This window comes from Streptomyces sp. NPDC002276, from assembly GCF_053891435.1.
Genome location: NZ_JBSFCQ010000014.1, coordinates 116390 through 133525, shown reverse-complemented (window position 1 = coordinate 133525; position 17136 = coordinate 116390). Strand labels below are relative to the sequence as shown.

Genomic DNA, 17136 nt, shown 5'->3' with positions numbered 1-17136 from the left:
TAAAGGCCCCTCAGTCCCATTCCAGGCCGCCGCGCCGCCATACGTACGCGTACGCGACGAAGACGGTGAGCACGAAGAGCAGCATCTCCACGAGCCCGAAAACACCCAGGGCGTCGAAGGTGACGGCCCAGGGGTAGAGGAAGACGATCTCGATGTCGAAGACGATGAAGAGCATCGCCGTCAGGTAGTACTTGATGGGGAAGCGCCCGCCGCCGGCCGGCGTGGGGGTCGGCTCGATGCCGCACTCGTACGCTTCGAGCTTGGCCCGGTTGTAACGCTTCGGACCGATCAGCGTGGCCATGACCACGGAGAAGATCGCAAAGCCTGCCCCGAGGGCTCCCAGTACGAGGATGGGCGCATACGCGTTCACCGCTCCTCGCTCCTCTCAGTCGGCACTGACTGCTGGCGATGGCGTCGGACTCACTCACACCCACCTCACACACTCGGCAACTCCCGCCCGTCCCGGCGAAGATCGCGAACATGTGAAGCAGGTCACAAGCCCAACCGCTCCGCATCTTATGCCCGTCGCTCTGTGATCTGCGACACGGGGTATTACACAAGCTTTGTGATCTCCACCACCTGACGAACGATCATCACGTCGAGTGAGCGGTGATCTTCACACGCGAAGCGCCCGGGCGATCACCTGACGTGACATATGCGCTCGTCACCGCAGGCGGCGAGCGGCGTCTCAATATCAAGAGACTTCTCTTGCATGCAAATTGGAGTTGGACGCGGCCGCTTGATAGTGGGAGCCCGTTCACACGTCGGAAGGAGTCGGTCGGCACGGTGTGGACGCGTGCACGCGTTCACGAAGTCGACCGTCCGACGACCCGCTCGCGGTACCCACGCGAGACGCGAGCATTCCGGTAACCGTTCCGTGACCTGCACCACACTCATGAGAGACGGATGAGAACCGGGCTTGGCCACCTGTCCCAACCAGTGGTAGTCGTCAGGCAATTCGGACGTAACGACGAAAGACCGTGATCACCGGCCTGATCGGGCAGGTCCGCAATGTCCGTTACGGCGTCAATAAAGAACGACACACCCGAAGTTCGAGGTGTCCGTTGAACAATTGTGGCGCAGCACACGTTTCTTGAAGGTATGGAGGAGTCCCTGATACCGGTTGGTCTCATGTCCCACACCGCTCACATACGCAGCCACCGGAAACCCCGCCGCAGCGCGACGACGAACATCGCCGTGCGTGCCGGAGTTGCCGGTGGCGTTCTCAGCATGGCGGCGGCGGGCGCGGCCTCGGCCAACGCGGCCGAGACGACGCAGACCCTGCAACTGCCCACCCTGACGGCCGATCTGTCCACCCAGGTCGCACAGTCCGCCGAGGCCACCCAGCAGGCCGCGGCGAACTACCAGCTGCGCGCCGAGCGTGACGCGGCCGCCGCAAACGCCGCGAAGCAGGCCAAGGCGGACCTCGCGGACGCCCAGAAGAAGGCGGAGGCAAAGAAGAAGGCCCAGGAGGACGCCCGTAAGGCCGCCGCGGAGCGCGCCACGTCGCGGAGCACCGAGCGGACCACCCTGGCCGCCTCCACGGGCACCAGCACCTCCACGAGCTCTTCTACGGCCACGGGTTCGGCCGCGGCCGTCGTGGCCTTCGTGAAGGCGCAGATCGGCAAGTCCTACGTCCTGGGCGCCACCGGCCCCAGCGCCTACGACTGCTCGGGGCTCGTCGGTGCCGCCTTCAAGCAGGTCGGCATCAGCCTGCCGCGCGTCTCCCAGGACCAGTCGACCGCCGGTACTCAGGTGTCCCTGAGCAACCTTCAGGTCGGCGACATCCTGTACTGGGGCAGCGCGGGCAGCGCGTACCACGTCGCCGTGTACGTGGGTGACGGCATGTTCGTCGGTGCGCAGAACCCCTCCACCGGCATCGTGGAGCGGCCGCTGTCCTACGACCCGCCGACGGGCGCGGTGCGGGTGCTCTGAGCCCGCGCACGACGCCGTGAGCATGGGACCGTTGCCTCGGGGGCGACGGTCCCCTCGGCGTACCCGGATGCCGTCGAACTCTCTCCGGGCGTACCCACTACCGGAGTTCACGGTCTCCCTGGAAAGCTCTTCTCTCAAGGTTCTTCAGTTCGGCTAACCCGACAGCCGGACGCCAAACCCGAGGAGAGCAAGTCATGCCACGTGTCTTCGTCCAGGGACGTCCCGTCGACTCCTACCCCCACCCCGCACCCGAGGCCGGGCGCGGCTCCGTGCGCCGCGTCACCGAGGTCGGCGAAGAGGTCCTGCACCGGCCGAGCCGGGACGTCACCGAGTTCGGGCCCGATCTCGCCGCGCTCATCGACGACATGTTCCTCACCATGTACGTCGCCGACGGGGCCGGCCTCGCGGCCAACCAAGTGGGCGTGGATCTGCGCCTGTTCGTGTACGACTGCTTTGACGATGACGGTGTCCGACATGTCGGACACATCGTCAACCCGGTGCTCGACCCGCTCACCCCGGCCGGACGCCGGCTGCTCGACGAGGGCGAGGGGTGCCTCTCGGTGCCGGGCGCGGTGATGGACGTACCGCGTCCGGACCGGGCCGTGGTGCGCGGGCTCGACAAGGACGGCACCGCGCTTGTGATCGAGGGCACAGGCTACTTCGCGCGCTGCCTCGCCCATGAGACCGACCACGTCAACGGCCAGGTCTATCTGGACCGGCTCTCCAAGCGGGACCGCAAGGAGGCGCTGCGGCAGGTGGCGGACCGGCGGGACGAGGTGTTCGCCCGCCGGGCCGCCAAGACGGCCGCGCTCAGCGACTGATCACGCCTGCGCTCACGCCTTCGGCGCCACCTTGCTCAGCCCGTTGATGATGCGGTCCATCGCGTCGCCGCCCGTGGGGTCGGTGAGGTTGGCCAGCATCTTCAGGGTGAACTTCATCAGCAGGGGGTGCGTCAGGCCGCGCTGGGCCGCGATCTTCATGACCTTCGGGTTGCCGATGAGCTTCACGAAGGCGCGGCCCAGCGTGTAGTAGCCGCCGTAGGTGTCCTTGAGGACCTGCGGGTAGCGGCGCAGGGCCAGTTCACGGCTCGCGGTGGTGGGGCGGGCGTGGGCCTGGACGATGACGTCGGCGGCGATCTGGCCGGACTCCATGGCGTAGGCGATGCCCTCGCCGTTGAAGGGGTTCACCAGGCCGCCGGCGTCGCCGACCAGCAACAACCCCTTCGTGTAGTGGGGTTGACGGTTGAAGGCCATGGGAAGGGCGGCGCCGCGGATCGGGCCGGTCATGTTTTCGGGGGTGTAGCCCCAGTCCTCGGGCATGGACGCGCACCACGCCTTCAGCACCTCGCGCCAGTCCAACTCCTTGAAGGAGTCTGAGGTGTTGAGGACCCCGAGGCCGACGTTGGAGGTGCCGTCGCCCATGCCGAAGATCCAGCCGTAGCCCGGCAGGAGACGGTCCTCGGCGCCGCGGCGGTCCCACAGTTCCAGCCAGGACTCCAGGTAGTCGTCCTTGTGGCGGGGGCTTTCGAAATAGGTCCGCACCGCCACGCCCATCGGGCGGTCCTCGCGGCGGTGCAGGCCCATCGCGAGGGAGAGGCGGGTGGAGTTGCCGTCGGCGGCGACCACCAGGGGCGCGTGGAAGGTGACTTCGCGTTTCTCCTCGCCGAGCTTGGCGTTGACGCCGGTGATGTGGCCGGTGCGCTCGTCGATGATCGGGGCGCCGACGTTGCAGCGCTCGTAGAGGCGGGCGCCCGCCTTCTGGGCGTTGCGGGCGAGCTGTTCGTCGAAGTCGTCGCGCTTGCGGACGAGGCCGTAGTCCGGGAAGGAGGCGAGTTCCGGCCAGTCCAGCTGGAGGCGCACCCCTCCGCCGATGATGCGCAGGCCCTTGTTGCGCAGCCAGCCGGCCTCCTCGGAGATGTCGATGCCCATGGCCACGAGCTGCTTGGTGGCGCGCGGGGTGAGGCCGTCGCCGCAGACCTTCTCGCGCGGGAACTCGGTCTTCTCCAGGAGGAGGACGTCGAGTCCGGACTTGGCGAGGTGGTAGGCGGTGGCGGAGCCGGCTGGCCCCGCGCCGACGACGATCACGTCGGCGGTGTTTTCGGAGAGGGGCTCGGTCACGGCGGGATCTCCCCAAGTTCGGAATCTGCGTGCCGACCGGCACTGGACATGGGCAGTCTATTCAGCGTCGCTGATCACCAGGCTGAAGGGCTGCCCCGTGAACCGAGCTCTCCCCGCAGTACGGCTGCGCGTCCCGACCGACGAGGACGCCGTGGCCTGGCACCGGGTCTTCGACCACCCGGACGTCATGGAGTTCCACGGCGGCAGGCCCGCGGAACTGTCCGTCTACGAGGAGCTGACCGCCCGCCAGCGCAGGCACGACGCGGAACGCGGTTTCTGCCTGTGGACGATGCTCGACGACGAGGACCGCGTCATCGGCTTCACCGGTGCCCAGCCGTGGCCGCAGGACTGGGGGCCCCAGGGCGAGATCGAGATCGGCTGGCGACTGGGAAGGGAGTTCTGGGGCCGCGGGTATGCCACCGCGGCGGCGGAGGCGACCCTGGAGCGGGTGCGGGCGGCCGGGGTGCCGAGCGTGGTGGCGATGGTGCTGGCCCGCAACACCCGGTCCATCGCGGTGACCAAGCGGCTGGGCATGCACCTCGCCGAGGTCTTCACCACGCCCACCCGCAAGGAGGAGGGGCACTGCTACCGGCTCGTACTGTAACTGGGAGTAACCAACAGCTACAGAACGACACTTGACGCTTCCGGTCGGGACCGGACCGGGGTTACCCTTCCGGTACCGCTGGGGGTGACATCTGTGCGCTTAACGCCCAAAACACCTGAAGTGCGCGTACCGCGGCTCGTCGGCCTGATGGCCGTGGACGCGCGCGAGACAGCCCAGGCCCGCGGCCTGTTCATCAACGCGCCGGACCGGCCCGACTTCCATCTCGCCGTCGTCGACTACGTCGTACGGCAGTACCCGCAGCCCGATGCGGAGGTGCCGCGGGACTCCATGGTCTACGTGTGGTTCGACTTCGGTGAGGGGGACGGCGGGGGCGGTATGCGCGAGCCGCGGATCCCGAGGCCGCCGAGCGGCGGGATGCAGCGCGAGCTGGACGAGCCGCCGGGCGACACGTTCTTCGCGACGGTGTTCAGCTAGCGGAGCCGCCGAGCGCTCAGAGTTCCCCGGAGCCCTTGAAGCCCCGGTGCAGGGCCACGATTCCGCCGCTCAGGTTGCGATACGCGACCTTCGACCAGCCGGCCTTGCGCAGGCGTTCGGCCAGCGCGGGCTGGTCGGGCCAGGCGCGGATGGACTCGGCGAGATAGACGTAGGCGTCGGGGTTCGAGGAGACCGCGCGGGCGACCGGGGGCAGCGCGCGCATCAGGTACTCGGTGTAGACCGTGCGGAAGGGCGCCCAGGTCGGGTGCGAGAACTCGCAGATCACCACCCGGCCGCCGGGCTTGGTCACCCGGTACAGCTCGCGCAGCGCGGTGTCGGTGTCCTGCACGTTGCGCAGCCCGAAGGAGATCGTCACGGCGTCGAACGTGTCGTCCTTGAACGGCAGCTTGGTCGCGTCGCCGGCCGTGAGCGGCAGCCAGGGGTGGCGCTTCTTGCCGACCTGGAGCATGCCGAGGGAGAAGTCGCACGGAACGACATAGGCACCACTCCGCGCGAACGGCAGCGAGGAGGTGGCCGTACCGGCGGCCAGGTCCAGGACCTTCTGCGCGGGGCGGGCGTCGACCGCCTTGGTGACCTCCTTGCGCCATCGGCGGTCCTGGCCGAGCGACAGCACGTCGTTGGTGAGGTCGTACCGTTCCGCCACGTCGTCGAACATCGAGGCGACTTCGTGCGGCTGCTTGTCCAGGGATGCGCGGGTCACGGGCCCATTGTGGCAGTACGGGCCGGACACCCCGAAGGCGCCCGGCCCGAAGCCGAGAGACTTACGACGGCAACAGCCTCGGTTTCTTCTTCGCCGCCACGTCCTCCACCCAGCCGCACAGCACGATGAAGAGCGCGATGAGAATCCAGCCGATGCCGAACATGAACCACTGGCTCCCCAGCGGCAGCCACTTCTCGAAGGCGGGCACCTTCCAGAACTGGTCGGTCAGCGGCACCGCGAGCACGAGCGCGATCTCGTGCCAGAGATAGATCGTCACGGCCCGGGAGTTGAAGATCGTGACGACCCGGTCGAGGCGCTTGAAGCGGGTCAGCCAGGCGAAGTCGATGTTGAAGTAGGCCTTGGCCCACATCAGCAGCATGACGTAACCGGCGGACCAGTAGGTCTGGGCGAGCGGGCTCTCGTCCAGGTCGTAGGTGCCGCCCGCCTCGGCCTGGTGCGTGAAGGCGTACCAGCCGCCGAACACGATCGCGGCGACCGACAGGGTCACCACCAGGAACGGCTTCAGCCTCTGGAGCACCCCGTCGCGGTGGGCGAAGCCGAGGATCCAGCAGAAGAGGTACGTCGACAGGTCCCACAGGGCGTTGCCGAAGCGGTTGTCCGGCCCCGACCACACGAACTTCAGGACCACGATCGGCACCAGCGTCAGCAGCAGCACCGGGATCGGCGCCTTGCGGAAGATCCACAGCAGCGCCGGCGACAGCAGCACGAACCACAGATACGTCCGCAGGTACCAGAGGATCTCCCAGGCCTGGAGCCCCCAGGCGTTGCCCGGCGGATCCCCGACCGGCACCACCCAGAAGATGATCTGCCAGCCCGGCATCCAGTCGTGGATCATCATCGCCACGACCACGAAGAAGCCCCAGAACCAGAACGGCGGCAGCAGCCTCCGCATCCGGCTCTTGACCACCTTGAACGCGGGCCGCTCCAGCGACTTCGCCATCAGCGTCCCGGCCAGCCCGAACATGATCCCCATCGAGGGGAACACCATCCCGCACCAGGCCCACCCGAAGGTGTGGTAGGTCACGACGCGGATCAGCGCGACGGCCCGCAGAGTGTCGAAGTACCGGTCCCGGCCCACCGGTTGGGGCGCGGGCGTGGGCTCCTCGACAGCTTCCTCGGCCACCGGCTCCGGCTCGGGCTCCGGCTCCAACTCCGGTTCTACGACGGGAAGAGGCGCCGTGGCGTACACCGGCTGCTGCCCGTAGTCCACGTACTGCGGAGCCTGTTGCTGCTGCGGCTGATAGGGGTACGGCTGCTGCGGCTGGCCGTACGGCTGGGGCTGGCCATACGCGTCGTAGCCGTACGGCTGTTGGGGGTACTGAGGTTGCTGGGGCTGTTGGGGTGGGCCGTACCCACCCCCGTATCCCTGCTGCTGCTCCCAGGTCATCAGCTCGCCCCCGCCGGTGTGCCGACCTCGCCGGTGCGCTTGAGTTTCTGCCAGCGCAGTCGGCCGCCGGTCAGGGCGGTGATGGAGGAGTGGATGAGGACGAGGTACATCATCTGGCGGTAGGCCAGTTGTTGCAGCGGCATCATCAGCAGATAGCGGTACTTCTCCTTGTCCAGCCTGAACGCGTAGGCCGCGCACAGGAGTTGGATGCCGAGGACCGCGAACCACATCGCGAGGGACGCCCAGAAGTCGACGAAGATCATCGAGTAGACGGTGAAGACGTCGATCAGCGGGGCGAAGACCGGCGTGATGATCTGGAAGATCACCACCAGGGGCATGCCGACCCGGCCGAAGCGGCCCGAAGGACCCTTGTCCGTAAGGGACTTGCGGTGCTTCCACAGCGCCTGCATGGTGCCGTAGGACCAGCGGTAGCGCTGCGACCAGAGCTGCTTGAGGGAGGCCGGGGCCTCGGTCCAGGCCCTGGCGTGCTCCTGGTAGACGACCCGCCAGCCCTCGCGGTGCATGGCGATGGTGATGTCGGTGTCCTCGGCGAGGGTGTCCTCGCTCATGCCGCCGACCTGGAGCACCGCCTCGCGGCGGAACGCGCCGATCGCGCCCGGGATGGTGGGCATGCAGCGCAGCAGGTCGTACATGCGGCGGTCGAGGTTGAAGCCCATCACGTACTCGATGTGCTGCCAGGCGCCGATGACCGTGTTGCGGTTGCCGACCTTGGCGTTGCCCGCGACCGCGCCGACCTCGGGGTCGGCGAAGGGCTGGACGAGCTGTCGTACGGTGTCGGGTTCGAAGACGGTGTCGCCGTCCATCATCACGACGATGTCGTAACTCGCGCTGCGCACTCCGTTGTTGAGGGCGGCGGGCTTGCCGGCGTTCTCCTGGCGGATGACCCGGACGTTCGTCATGCCGAAGGAGCGGGCCGCCTCGCGGGCGATCTCGGAGGTGCCGTCCGAGGAGCCGTCGTCGACGACGATGACCTCGATCGGGTGGGTGCTCTTCGCCAGCGACTCAAGGGTGTTGGCGATGCACTCCTTCTCGTTGTACGCCGGGACGATGACGGTCACCGGGCGGGTGACGGTCGGTCCCCAGCTGAACCGGCGTTTGTTGCGCTGTCTGTAGTGGCGCCGGGCGAGGATCAGCATCATCCCGAAGCGGCTCATCACGGCGATACCGACCACCGTGAGGCCCGCCGCGAGTCCCGGCACCACCCACTCGGCGACCGTGACGGCGTAGATGAGCGCCTTGCCCTCGTAGAGGGTCATGCCGGTGGCCTCGCGGTGGGCGCCCTGGAGGACCGAGGTCCTGCGGGTGCCGTTCTGGGTGCCGCCCGTGCCGCCGACGGCCGAGCCGACCGCCTGGCCGCCGGGGGTCGTGCCGCTGGGGGTCGTGCCACCGGGCGCTCCGGTGGGTGCCGCGGAGGGCTGCGCGCCCGCCTCGACCGTGCCGGTGCCCGTACCGGCGGCGGCACCGGTGCCCGCACCCGTGCCCGTGCCGTTCGCCGCCCGCTCGGCGGAGGCGTTCTTGGCGATGGCGCCGCTCACCGTGGTGAACGAGTAGCCCTTCGCCTTCATCTTCTCGATGTACGTGGGCAGCGCCTTCATGGTCTGCGAGCGCACGCCACCGGCGTCGTGGAAGAGCACCGAGGAACCCGAAGTCCCGGACGGCGTCGCCCACTTGATGATCTTCGCGACGCCGGGCTGCTTCCAGTCGTCGCTGTCGGTGTCGACGAAGACGCTGGTGTAGCCGGACGCGCCGAGCTTCTTGTAGACGGGGTAACTGTAGTTGTCGATGGCGTCCGTCTCCGAGGAGTACGGCGCGCGGAACAGCGTCGTCGTGATGCCTGCCGCGCCCGCGAGCGCGAGCTGCGTCTGTTCCATCTCCCGCTTGATGCGGGCGTCGCTCTGGTAGGAGAGGTCGACGTGGGTGAACGTGTGGATGCCCACCTCGTTGCCCTGCGCGACCATCTGCTTCACGATGCTCGGATAGCGCGAGACCATCGAGCCCACCAGGAAGAACGTGCCCGGCACGTCGTACTTCTTGAGGATCTTCAGGACCGTGGGCGTGTAGGTGGGGTTCGGGCCGTCGTCGAAGGTGAGGACGATCGTCTTCTTCGGGATGGTCTGCGTGACCGGCTTGCCGTTCCGGAAGGTCAGGATGGGGCCGCCGTTGAGCACCTTGTCGGGGACCTTGCTGGCGCTCGCGCCGTCCCGGACGCGCTGGTCGCCGCCGACTTCCGCGCGCAGGTAGCCGTCGAGCAGCATCACGCAGGTGAGGCCGAGGAGAAGCAGCAGGGCGAGGATCACTCGGGGCCGTTGGAGCGCGGCGGCCTTGCCGGCCGCGCGCTCCATCCGAGTGGGGGCGCGTCGGCGCCCACGCGAGGGAGTCGTCGTAGTCATGGCTGCGGTGGCGCTCCGGTCAGTGTGCGGTGGCTGAGGAGGACGGGGCCGCACCCGTGGGGGCGCCCGAGGGGATGTCGGTCGGAGCGCCGGTCGGAACACCGGAGGGCGCTACGCCGCCTCTGCCACCGTTGGGGCCGTAGCCGCCCCCGGGGGCCGAACCGGCCTGACCGCCGCCGAAGGGCAGCAGCGAGGAGGGGTTGATCGAGATGCCCCAGCCCATGAACGCCATGCCGAGTACGAACGCGTACCCGAGGCAGACGGTGCCCATGAGGAGGCCGATCCGGCGCAGCACCTTGGACCGGCGGCCGGAGTTGTCAACGAACACGGGACCTTCTGCGGACCCGTTGCCGCGTTTGCGGCGGCTACCTCGCGCAGAGGCGCGGTTATCGATGGCGGACTCGGATTGCATTCCCCAGACATTAGGCCGCCTTTATGTGACCAAAACTCTGGTTCTCTTGTGAGCCCGCCAAGAAAAACTCCGCAACCTGTGCCTTTCCTTAGAGAACCCAGGAAATGCCTTATGAGCGGCCGGTGTCAGTAGTGTCCTCAATCTTCCGCTTCGTCGCCCGAATTGACCGATTCGAGCAACGATACCCGTGGGTTTCCTATGTTTTCTCTGTCTTCGTAAGACACAGCCCCATGTGCTTCATTTAGGCTGCGGAAACCGACTCTGTTTCCATCCTGAGACAGAAATCACCGTCCCCACGCGGAAAGGGTGCATGCTCAATGAGGAGTTTCCTGAAACCGGCGGCCGGGCTCACCTGCTTGTTTGCCCTGACGGTCACCGGCTGCTCCTCCAGCTCCGGTGACTCGTCGGATGCGGCACCCAAAGCGACGGAGAAGGCCGAGACCACCCCCTCCGAAAGCGCCTCTCCGTCGCCCTCGGCTTCGTCGTCGAGCACGTCCTACGCCCCGTACGTCAGCGTCACCACCGCTTCCGACATGGACGGTTCGGGGTCGCCGACGACGTACAACCTCGCCTTCGCGATCGCCTCCGGCAGCAGCTGCACGCCGAAGTGGAACGGTACGACCGCGATCGACAACGCGGCCGTGAAATCCAGGATCGCGGCGCTCAAGACGTCCGGCGCGACCGTACGCGTCTCCTTCGGCGGGGCGTCCGGGAAGGAACTGGCCGAGACCTGCACGAGTGTCACCGCGCTCGCGAAGGCCTACGGCGAGGCACTGGACGCGGCGGGGTCGACCCAGGCCGACTTCGACATCGAGGGCGACACGCTCACCGACTCGGCGTCGGTCGCCCTGCGTTCGAAGGCGATAGCCGTACTCCAGAAGGAACGCACCGACCTCAAGGTGTCCTTCACGCTGCCCGTGATGCCGTCCGGTCTCGACTCCGACAGCCTGGCGCTGCTGGAGTCCGCGAACGACAACGCGGTCCAGGTCTCCACGGTCAACATCATGACCATGAACTACGGCGAGTCCTACACCGGGGACATGGGCGACTACGCGATCACGTCCGCCACGGCCACGCACACCCAGTTGAAGAAGGTGTTCGGGTTGTCCGACGCGGGGGCATGGCAGGGGATGGCGCTGACCTCGATGGCCGGCGTCAACGATGTGTCGGGCGAGACGTTTTCATTGTCGGACGCGGCTCAGGTGCGGAAGTTCGCCGAGGAGAAGGAGATCGCGTGGGTGTCGATGTGGTCGACGTTTCGGGATCAGCAGTGTGAGAGCGGGAGTTCGGATGACGACGCTGCTACTGATTGCAGTGGGGTGACACAGACTTCGGGGGCGTTCGGGGAAGCGTTTGCCGGGTGACCGGTGCGTTGTGGCTGGGCGCTCCCACGCGGCGGAGCCGCAAATGTCACAGCCCCGCGCCCCTAAAGACTTAAAAGACCCACACCTAGCGGCGTCTGTGAAGGAGCCGCCCTGCACACACCGTTGCGATGCACTCGCCGGTCTCGTCGAATACGGCCAGGTCGGCTCGGCCCTCGTCGGTAGCGGTTGGGTGGGCGAGGATCTGGACGTCGTTCCGGTGTGCCGCCGAACGGAGTTCGGGTGAGTCGACGTACTGCTCCAAGACAGCCGTCGCGCCCGATTTGAGGACCGCGTGGATCCGCTCCCGTGGGCTCGGGGCGTCCGGGAGGGGGCCCTCGTGGATGCGGGCCGGGCCCAGGACGCCCGGCCAACTCCGCACCCGTGCGCCGGGAAAGCGCTGCTGGAGTTCCGACAGCGTCCCCGTGCCCGCGATCCGGGCGCCCTCGACGGCGACGGCCCCGCCCTCGTCCGCCGTGTGAATCGTCAGCACGGCAGCCCTAGTTGGCGGACAGGAGCTTCAACTCGGGGTGGGCCGTGCCGCCTTCGATCGCCGTGGACGAGATGTGGGACATGACCCGCTCGTCGACGGGGTCGTTCGCCGGGTCGTCGTGGACGACGATGTGCTCGTAGGTGGTGGTCCGTTGGGCGGGGACGCGGCCCGCCTTGCGGATCAGGTCGATGATCTCCAGGCGGTTGGAGCGGTGCTTCGCGCCGGCGCTGGAGACGACGTTCTCCTCCAGCATGATCGAGCCGAGGTCGTCCGCGCCGTAGTGCAGGGAGAGTTGGCCGACCTCCTTGCCGGTGGTGAGCCAACTGCCCTGGATGTGGGCGATGTTGTCCATGAAGAGCCGGGCGATGGCGATCATCCGCAGGTACTCGAAGAGCGTGGCCTGCGTGCGACCCTTCAGGTGGTTGTTCTCGGGCTGGTAGGTGTACGGGATGAAGGCCCGGAAGCCGCCCGTCCGGTCCTGGACGTCACGGATCATCCGCAGGTGCTCGATGCGCTCGGCGTTGGTCTCGCCGGTGCCCATGAGCATGGTCGACGTGGACTCGACGCCCAGGTTGTGCGCCGCCTCCATGATCTCCAGCCAGCGCTCGCCGGACTCCTTGAGCGGCGCGATCGCCTTGCGGGGGCGGGCGGGGAGCAGCTCCGCTCCGGCGCCCGCGAAGGAGTCGAGACCGGCCGCGTGGATGCGCGAGATGGCCTCCTCGACGGAGACCTTCGAGATCCGGGCCATGTGCTCGACCTCGGACGCGCCGAGGGAGTGGATGACCAGCTGGGGGTACGCGGCCTTGATCGCGGCGAAGTGCGTCTCGTAGTACTCGACGCCGAAGTCCGGGTGGTGTCCGCCCTGGAACATGATCTGCGTGCCGCCGAGTTCGACGGTCTCCGCGCAGCGGCGCAGGATGTCGTCGAGGTCACGCGTCCAGCCCTTGGCGGTGTCCTTGGGGGCCGCGTAGAAGGCGCAGAACTTGCACGCCGTGACGCACACGTTCGTGTAGTTGATGTTGCGCTCGATGATGTACGTCGCGATGTGCTCCGTACCCGCGTACCGCCGCTTGCGTACGGCGTCGGCGGCGGCGCCGAGCGCGTGCAGCGGGGCGTCGCGGTAGAGGTCGAGCGCCTCTTCGGGGGTGATGCGCCCACCCTCGGCGGCACGGTCGAGGACGGACTGGAGCTCGGCCTTCTCGGTCACCGGGAGGTCCCTTTCGTCAAGGGTTGCGGGCGGGCAAGGGTTGCTTGCGGACCTTGCCAGCCTACGCCAGCGCATATCGCAGCCCGACCTCAGGCGGCACGCAGCCCGACCTCAGGCCGTGTACGCCCCGACCAGCAACCCGAGGAACGCGCCCGCGAGCAGAAACGGGCCGAAACGGACACCGGCCCGCCGCCTCCGGCCGACGACACCCCCGTACAACCCCCGCAGCACGAACCCCGCGAACGCGCCCAGCATCAGCGTCGGCCACCCGTACCACCCGAGGACGACGCCCGCGCCGACCGCGAGTCTCACCTCCCCGGCGCCCAGGCCACCGCCGCCGGGGTCGAGGCGGGACAGCGCGAAGTACCCGGCGCCGAGCGCGAGCGCCCCGCGCAGTGCGGTCGTCCAGTGACCGGCGTGCTCGGGCAGGACGGCGGCGACGCCGAGGAGGGCGAGGGCGACCCCCGCGGCGGGGAGCGCCAGGGCGGTGACGGCGGGCAGCAGCGCGAGCGGCGCGAGCAGCAGCCAGACCGCCAGCTCGGGTCTGATCCCGGTGGCGACGGCGAGGGCGACGCACACCAGGACCACGAGGAGCGCGGTACCGGCACCGCGCCGCCCGGCCCGCGCGACCACCGCGCCCGCACCGGCGCCCCACACTCCCGCGAGGGCGATGAGCAGATGGTCGTAGTCCATGGGGCGGCTACCCGACCTTGGACAGCCGGGCGGTCGGGGAGCCCTCGGCGGAGCTGTCCGACGCGTAGGTGAGGTCGTCGCCGGTGGGGGTGAGGGTGACGGTGTGGGCGGCCTGGTTGCACACGTCTCGGTTGGTCTTGGCGCCCGCGGCGCTCGCGACGAGCCGGGTCTTGGTCACCTGCTTCAGGGTCAGTACGTCGTCGCAGACCCCGCCGAGCTGGTCGGTCTGCCGGAGGACGCCCACCTGTTGGCCGACGCTCGCCTTGGCGACCGTGAGCCGGAAGGTCCCGTCCGGGAGGGTGCCGCCGAGCGCGGTGCCCTCGCCCTCCCAGGTGCCGAGGTAGGCGGCGGGGACGGACTGCAGCGGGGTGGGCGCGGGTGAACTCGGCCCGCTGCTGGGCTCCTTGGTGGACGCGGTGCTCGTCGCGCCGCTCGGTTCGCCGCTGGACGCGTTGCCCGGCCCGCCGGTCGAGGTCGCGGTGGGGGCCGAGCCCGCGGAGTTGTCCGTGCCGTTGTCGCCCGGCGCCATCCGGTACAGGAAGACCGACCCCACGGTCACCGCCGCGAGCGCCCCGGCGACGGCGAGAGCGAGGGTGCAACTGACCCTGCGCCCACGGCCGTTGGCTCCCGGAGCGGCCGTGGCGGCGAGGGAGACGGAGACCTTCCCCGGGCGATGACCGGAATCCGGGGGAAGCGTTTCGTGCGGGAGAGCGTCACGCGGTTCGGGCACGGCGAAGGGCGGCACGGTGGGCGCGCCCATCGGCATCACCGGCGCCGGCCCGAACGCTCCGGCCCCGGCCCCGGCCCCGGCCCCTGCCCCTGCGGCCGGCCCGAACACCCCCGCCTCGGCCGTGCCGACCCCCGCCCCCACCGAGGGACTGCTGAACCCCACCGGCCCCGAGGGCATCCCCTCGGCCACCCCCGCCGCCTCAAGGTTCAGCAGCTGTACGGCACTTCGGCTGACCTGCTCGACCAGCGCCCCCGGCAGCCAGCCACCGGCGACCAGCCGGGCGGCACCTTCCGGGGCGAGCCGCCGGGACACCTCGCCCGGACTCGGCCGCGAGGAAGGGTCCTTGGCGAGGCAGGCCACGGCCAGCTCCCGCAACTCGCCGCCCAGATCCCCCAGTTCGGGTTCCTCGTGGACGACCTTGTAGAGCAGCGCGGCCGAGGAGTCGCCGCGGAAGGGCGACTCGCCCGTGGCCGCGTAGACCAGCACGGCGCCCAGGGAGAAGACGTCGGACGCGCCCGTCGCGCCCTTCCCGAGGATCTGCTCGGGGGCCATGTAGCCGGGCGAGCCGACGGAGACGCCGGTGGAGGTGAGGGAGGCGGTGCCGTCCGTGGCGCGGGCGATCCCGAAGTCGATGAGGAGGGGGCCGTCGAGGGTGAGGAGCACGTTGGACGGTTTCACGTCCCGGTGCACGAGCCCCAGTTCGTGGACGGCCGTCAGCGCCTCGGCGAGCCCCGCGCCCAGGGCCCGTACGGAAGCGGTGGGCAGTGGCCCGCCGCCCGTGACGGCGGCGGAGAGGGAGGGCCCGGCGGCGTAGGCCGTGGCCACCCATGGCACGGCGGCCGCGGGGTCCGCGTCCAGCACGGGGGCCGTCCAGGCGCCGCCCACCCGGCGCGCGGCGTCGACCTCGCGGCGGAAGCGGGCGCGGAACTCCTCGTCGAGCGCGAAGTGCGGATGCACGATCTTGACCGCGACCGTACGACCGCCCGCGCTGCGCCCGAGATAGACGCGCCCCATCCCGCCGGAGCCGAGCCGTCCGAGCAGCCGGTAGGGCCCCACGACCGTGGGTTCGTCGCTGCCGAGCGGTTGCATGCCGTCCACCCCTCCCCCGTACGACTTCCAGCAGGGTAGTGCGCCGCGCCCCTTCGGTTCCTACGGCTGGAGGAGATCCACCTTCAGTTCGGCGGGGAAACCGTTCGCCGTTCCCAGTCTGCGGGAGAACTCGGTGACCGCGGCCAGTTGGGGTGCGCCGAAGCTGAAGTCGAGGGTGGTGAAGTACCGCTCCAGGACCTCCTCGTCGAAGTCCTCCCAGCGGGCGGCCTGTTCGGCGACCTTGCCGACCTCTTCGAGGGAGAGGTTGCGGGAGGCGAGGAAGGCCTCGTGGACCTGGCGGGTGATGTCCGGCTCGCGCTCCAGGTAGTCGCGGCGGGCGGCCCACACGGCGAAGACGAAGGGCAGTCCGGTCCACTCCTTCCAGAGCGCGCCGAGGTCGTGCACGTCGAGCCCGAAGCGGGGGCCGTCGACCATGTAGGCGCGCAGCGCCGCGTCGCCGATGAGGACGGCCGCGTCGGCCTCCTGCATCATCAGGCTCAGGTCGGGCGGGCACGTGTAGTACTCGGGCTGGACGCCGTAGCGGTCGGCGAGGAGCAGCCGGGCGAGCCGGACGGAGGTCCGCGAGGTCGAGCCCAGCGCGACCCGGCGGCCGTCCAGCTGGTCCAGCGGGACCTGCGAGACGATCACGCAGGACATCACCGGGCCGTCGCAGCCGACGGCGATGTCCGGGAAGACGACCAAGTCGTCGGCGTGCTTGAGGAACTCGGCGGTGGCGATGGGCCCGATGTCGAGGTCCCCCCGCACCAGCAGCTCGTTGAGCTTGTCCGGGGTGTCCTTCGTCAGCTCGATGTCCAGGAGCGTGCCCGTCCTCGCGAGCCCCCAGTACAGGGGGAGGCAGTTCAGGAACTGAATGTGGCCGACGCGCGGCCGGGTGCGAGAATTGTCCACAACGTGAGGCTAGACCTCATGAGGTACGCTCCATACTTCGGCCCCACAGTCAAGCCTCTGGCGATCTTCAAACGTCCGAGTGATGTGATCTTGGCCTCTATTGCTTTCGGCTGCCCACATGCTAGGCTCGCCGCCAAGTTGCAGTTTGGTTTCCCTTGCAGTACAGAGCCTGCGGAGCATGTAACCGCAGGCTCTAGTCGTTTTCAGACGTATGCAGTAGTGCGGGACTTGTTTTCACACTTGCAGGGTTCTGGAGCAGGGCAACCCTTTGGGCCCAAGGAGGGCTTATGGCTACCGGAACCGTGAAGTGGTTCAACGCCGAAAAGGGCTTTGGCTTCATCGCCCAAGAAGGCGGCGGCCCCGACGTCTTCGTTCACTACTCCGCGATCAACGCGAGCGGCTTCCGTTCGCTGGAGGAGAACCAGCAGGTCTCCTTCGACGTGACCCAGGGTCCGAAGGGCCCGCAGGCGGAGAACGTCACCCCCGTCTGAGTCGCACGATCGTAGTTATTCGGTCTCGGAGCCTGGTGCTTTGATCCGGAACAGATAGCAGTACCCAAGGAGCCCCGTGCCGCAAGGCGACGGGGCTCCTGCCTTTGCCTCCGGCGGTTG

17 protein-coding genes are annotated in these 17136 nt (G+C 68.7%); 6 read left to right on the top strand and 11 right to left on the bottom strand.

What is annotated here, in order from left to right; translation table 11 throughout:
* Positions 1-10 precede the first annotated feature (10 nt).
* Positions 11-370, bottom strand: a complete 360-nt coding sequence (locus tag ACWIHT_RS31580) for an NADH-quinone oxidoreductase subunit A (RefSeq protein WP_007383963.1) — start codon at positions 368-370, stop codon at positions 11-13.
* A 761-nt stretch (positions 371-1131) separates the two neighbouring features.
* Here ACWIHT_RS31580 and ACWIHT_RS31575 point away from each other — a divergent pair.
* Positions 1132-1935, top strand: coding sequence for a C40 family peptidase (locus ACWIHT_RS31575; protein ID WP_456171691.1), 804 nt, complete (start codon positions 1132-1134; stop codon positions 1933-1935).
* Positions 1936-2129: 194 nt separating this feature from the next.
* Entirely contained in the window at positions 2130-2756 is a 627-nt protein-coding gene (gene def / locus ACWIHT_RS31570; protein ID WP_456171690.1) for a peptide deformylase, read from the top strand.
* Between the two features lie 12 nt (positions 2757-2768).
* Here def and ACWIHT_RS31565 read toward each other — a convergent pair whose 3' ends face one another.
* Positions 2769-4052 (bottom strand): geranylgeranyl reductase family protein, encoded by a 1284-nt coding sequence (locus tag ACWIHT_RS31565; RefSeq protein ID WP_456171689.1) that lies wholly within the window; start codon positions 4050-4052, stop codon positions 2769-2771.
* A 97-nt stretch (positions 4053-4149) separates the two neighbouring features.
* Here ACWIHT_RS31565 and ACWIHT_RS31560 point away from each other — a divergent pair, with 97 nt between their 5' ends.
* Together ACWIHT_RS31560 and ACWIHT_RS31555 are read left to right on the top strand one after the other, a co-directional pair.
* Entirely contained in the window at positions 4150-4656 is a 507-nt protein-coding gene (locus tag ACWIHT_RS31560; protein WP_456171688.1) for a GNAT family N-acetyltransferase, read from the top strand.
* Between the two features lie 120 nt (positions 4657-4776).
* The gene (locus tag ACWIHT_RS31555; RefSeq protein ID WP_456171687.1) at positions 4777-5091 is read left to right on the top strand and encodes a PASTA domain-containing protein; all 315 of its coding nucleotides are present in this window, start codon (positions 4777-4779) and stop codon (positions 5089-5091) included.
* A 16-nt stretch (positions 5092-5107) separates the two neighbouring features.
* On the opposite strand, the gene ACWIHT_RS31550 is transcribed toward ACWIHT_RS31555, so the two are convergent.
* From ACWIHT_RS31550 to ACWIHT_RS31535, 4 genes are all read right to left on the bottom strand, one after another.
* A complete protein-coding gene (locus ACWIHT_RS31550; protein WP_456171686.1) occupies positions 5108-5812 on the bottom strand; it encodes a demethylmenaquinone methyltransferase in 705 nt (234 codons plus the stop codon).
* A gap of 61 nt (positions 5813-5873) precedes the next feature.
* Complete coding sequence (locus ACWIHT_RS31545; protein WP_456171684.1) at positions 5874-7220, bottom strand: acyltransferase family protein; 1347 nt, start codon at positions 7218-7220, stop codon at positions 5874-5876.
* Positions 7220-9631, bottom strand: a complete 2412-nt coding sequence (locus ACWIHT_RS31540; RefSeq protein WP_456171683.1) for a bifunctional polysaccharide deacetylase/glycosyltransferase family 2 protein — start codon at positions 9629-9631, stop codon at positions 7220-7222. Before ACWIHT_RS31540 ends, ACWIHT_RS31545 begins: the two co-directional genes overlap by 1 nt.
* Before the next feature lie 19 nt (positions 9632-9650).
* The gene (locus ACWIHT_RS31535; protein WP_405973524.1) at positions 9651-9959 is read right to left on the bottom strand and encodes a hypothetical protein; all 309 of its coding nucleotides are present in this window, start codon (positions 9957-9959) and stop codon (positions 9651-9653) included.
* Between the two features lie 401 nt (positions 9960-10360).
* Between ACWIHT_RS31535 and ACWIHT_RS31530 the strand changes: the two genes are divergently transcribed.
* Positions 10361-11407, top strand: coding sequence for a chitinase (locus ACWIHT_RS31530; RefSeq protein WP_456171682.1), 1047 nt, complete (start codon positions 10361-10363; stop codon positions 11405-11407).
* 85 nt (positions 11408-11492) lie between these two features.
* On the opposite strand, the gene ACWIHT_RS31525 is transcribed toward ACWIHT_RS31530, so the two are convergent.
* The 5 genes from ACWIHT_RS31525 to ACWIHT_RS31505 all read right to left on the bottom strand — a co-directional run bounded on the left by ACWIHT_RS31525 (position 11493) and on the right by ACWIHT_RS31505 (position 16525).
* Positions 11493-11897 (bottom strand): imidazolonepropionase-like domain-containing protein, encoded by a 405-nt coding sequence (locus ACWIHT_RS31525; RefSeq protein ID WP_456171681.1) that lies wholly within the window; start codon positions 11895-11897, stop codon positions 11493-11495.
* A 7-nt stretch (positions 11898-11904) separates the two neighbouring features.
* Positions 11905-13104: a cyclic dehypoxanthinyl futalosine synthase gene (gene mqnC, locus ACWIHT_RS31520; RefSeq protein WP_403976836.1), complete on the bottom strand. Its 1200-nt coding sequence runs from the start codon at positions 13102-13104 to the stop codon at positions 11905-11907.
* Positions 13105-13215: 111 nt separating this feature from the next.
* Positions 13216-13797 carry a hypothetical protein gene (locus tag ACWIHT_RS31515; RefSeq protein WP_456171680.1) on the bottom strand — a complete coding sequence of 194 codons (582 nt, stop codon included), beginning with the start codon at positions 13795-13797 and terminating at the stop codon, positions 13216-13218.
* A gap of 7 nt (positions 13798-13804) precedes the next feature.
* Positions 13805-15616 (bottom strand): serine/threonine-protein kinase, encoded by a 1812-nt coding sequence (locus ACWIHT_RS31510; RefSeq protein WP_456171679.1) that lies wholly within the window; start codon positions 15614-15616, stop codon positions 13805-13807.
* 60 nt (positions 15617-15676) lie between these two features.
* Entirely contained in the window at positions 15677-16525 is an 849-nt protein-coding gene (locus tag ACWIHT_RS31505; RefSeq protein ID WP_456171678.1) for a menaquinone biosynthetic enzyme MqnA/MqnD family protein, read from the bottom strand.
* A 287-nt stretch (positions 16526-16812) separates the two neighbouring features.
* Between ACWIHT_RS31505 and ACWIHT_RS31500 the strand changes: the two genes are divergently transcribed.
* The gene (locus tag ACWIHT_RS31500) at positions 16813-17016 is read left to right on the top strand and encodes a cold-shock protein (protein WP_003992177.1); all 204 of its coding nucleotides are present in this window, start codon (positions 16813-16815) and stop codon (positions 17014-17016) included.
* Positions 17017-17136: the final 120 nt, after the last annotated feature.